The 1978-nt window shown below is 71.3% G+C and carries 3 protein-coding genes; 2 read left to right on the top strand and 1 reads right to left on the bottom strand.

Annotated elements, in window-relative coordinates:
* Positions 1–898 (top strand): glycosyltransferase (locus PKH97_RS16255; protein WP_324388649.1); only part of this gene is annotated, 898 nt, incomplete at its 5' end.
* Positions 899–1158: 260 nt separating this feature from the next.
* Here the strand turns inward: PKH97_RS16255 and PKH97_RS16250 are convergent.
* Complete coding sequence (locus PKH97_RS16250; protein WP_324388648.1) at positions 1159–1737, bottom strand: hypothetical protein; 579 nt, start codon at positions 1735–1737, stop codon at positions 1159–1161.
* 39 nt (positions 1738–1776) lie between these two features.
* Here PKH97_RS16250 and PKH97_RS16245 point away from each other — a divergent pair.
* Positions 1777–1978 (top strand): hypothetical protein (locus PKH97_RS16245; RefSeq protein ID WP_324388647.1); only part of this gene is annotated, 202 nt, incomplete at its 3' end.

Below are 1978 nucleotides of genomic sequence, written 5' to 3'. Positions count from 1 at the left end.
CGCCGCGCGGGCGGCGCGGGCCTTGGTCAAGCGGGAAGGCCCGGAGCACGATCTGGTGCTCGTCCACGACCCCGAACTCGTCGCGGCCCTCGCCGGCCTGCGGCTGCCCAATCTGGTCTGGGACGTCCACGAGGACCCGTCGGCCGCCCTCATCGTCAAGGAGTGGCTGCCCAAGCCGGCCCGCTGGGCGGCCGGCCGGGTGTGGCGCGGCGCCGAGCGCCTCACCGAGCGACAGCACCGGCTCCTGCTCGCCGAATACGCCTACCAAGAGCGCTTCCGCAGACGGCATCCGGTGGTGCCCAACACGGTTCGAGTGCCCGAGTCGGTGCCCGAGCCCGGGCGCGACCGGGTGGTCTACCTCGGCACCGTGACCATGGCCCGCGGGGCCGCCGAGATGGCCGCTGTGGGACGGATCCTGCGCGAGCGCACCGACGGGGCGTGCCGGCTGGAGATCATCGGCGGCTCAAAGGATGCCGCCGCCACCGACGTGCTGACGGCGGCGAACGACGCCGGTGAGCTGGTCTGGCACGGTTTCGTCCCGAGCGATCAGGCCCTGGCGTTGCTGCCCGGCGCCCTGGCGGGGCTCTCGCTGCTGCAGGACCTGCCCAACTACCGGCATTCGCGGCCGACCAAGATCATCGAGTACATGGCGCACGGGGTCCCGGTGATCACCACGCCCTTGCCCGTCGCCGTCGAGCTCGTGGAATCGGCGGGCGCCGGCGTGGTCGTGCCCTTCGGTGACGCCGCGGCTGCCGCCGAGGCGATCCTGCTCCTCCGTGACGATCCCGACCGGGCCCGCGCGTATGGCGCGGCGGGCCACGCAGCGGCGCGAACGGCATACGACTGGAACACGGCGGGCCCGGAGTTCACGGCGACGTTGCGCGGCTTCCTGCCCTGACCCGTGAAATCAGCACCATGCCCGACTACGACGTGACCCGGGCCTGGACTGCCGAGTTCGACACCGGGGTTCGACGGATTGGCGTACGAGCCACGGTCCACTCCATGCACCGATCACATCGCCTATGGACTCTTTGGTGCAGCGGGCGCCGCACCCTGGCTGATCTGGTCCCCGCATCCGACGTGGTGGCAGGAAGTGGTCGAGAATGGGGATCGTCCTCGCGCACATTTCGGGGGCCACGGCCCAGGTCGTTCCGTAGCTCAGGCGGGTGACGCGCCTGGCGACCAGGGCGTCGACCCGCCGGCGGGGACGGTGGGCGGCGGATCGATCGGGGCGTCGGGGGCGAGCCAGGTCGTGGCTGCGAGGTCGAGCTTGAGGGCGACCTGGGTGCCATTTGCGCAGGTCACCACCACACTGTCCCCTGAGACGGGGAAGTTGGTCACGTTGAAGCCCCACACCGGCTCGCCATAGGTGCCGCCCGGGACCTTGGGGCTGGCGTCGAGGAAGACCGTCACCAGGTGCCGGCCCGGCGCCAGGTCGGTATCCGGGGTCACGCCATCCCACAGCTTGAAGGTCGTCGGCGGGATCATCCCTGGATTCGGCCGCAGGACCTGCACGGTCCGCACACCATCCCACCCGGTGCCCGCGCTGATCCCGTCGACGAGCGGCACCTTGGTCGCCGGGATGTCCACGACCACCGCGGACTGGCCGTAGCGCTTGACATTCGTATTCAGGGTGCGCAGCTGGGCTTGCACGCAGGACGGCAGCTCGGGCATCGAGCCGGTGGAGCCGGAGCCGCTTGCCGCGGCCATCGTGGTCGAGCCCCCGAAGAAGGGCATCATCCCCGCGCCGGCCAGCCCTACCCCGCCGGCGACGACATGGCCTTCGCCGACCTGGCTCTCGGCTTCTACGACGCGGTCGCCGCCTTCGACGTGCTGGAGAAGCGCGCCTGGATCCTCTCCAGCGGCTTTCCCGAGACCGCCCCGCTGCCCAACATGCATCGCCGCCGGGCTCGGGCCGACTTTCTGCAGAAGCGGCTGGCCGAGGCGCCGACTCTGGCCCCGCCGGCACCGATCACCG

The organism is Nostocoides sp. (assembly GCF_035343835.1).
Classification (GTDB): domain Bacteria; phylum Actinomycetota; class Actinomycetes; order Actinomycetales; family Dermatophilaceae; genus Nostocoides_A; species Nostocoides_A vanveenii.
Note: the sequence above shows the minus strand (reverse complement) of the source record. Positions and strands in the feature narration are given on the sequence as shown.

Excerpts from the sequence above, each read along its gene's own strand:
- PKH97_RS16250 (WP_324388648.1), bottom strand. The coding sequence starts at position 1,737 with ATGCCCTTCTTCGGGGGCTCGACCACGATGGCCGCGGCAAGCGGCTCC.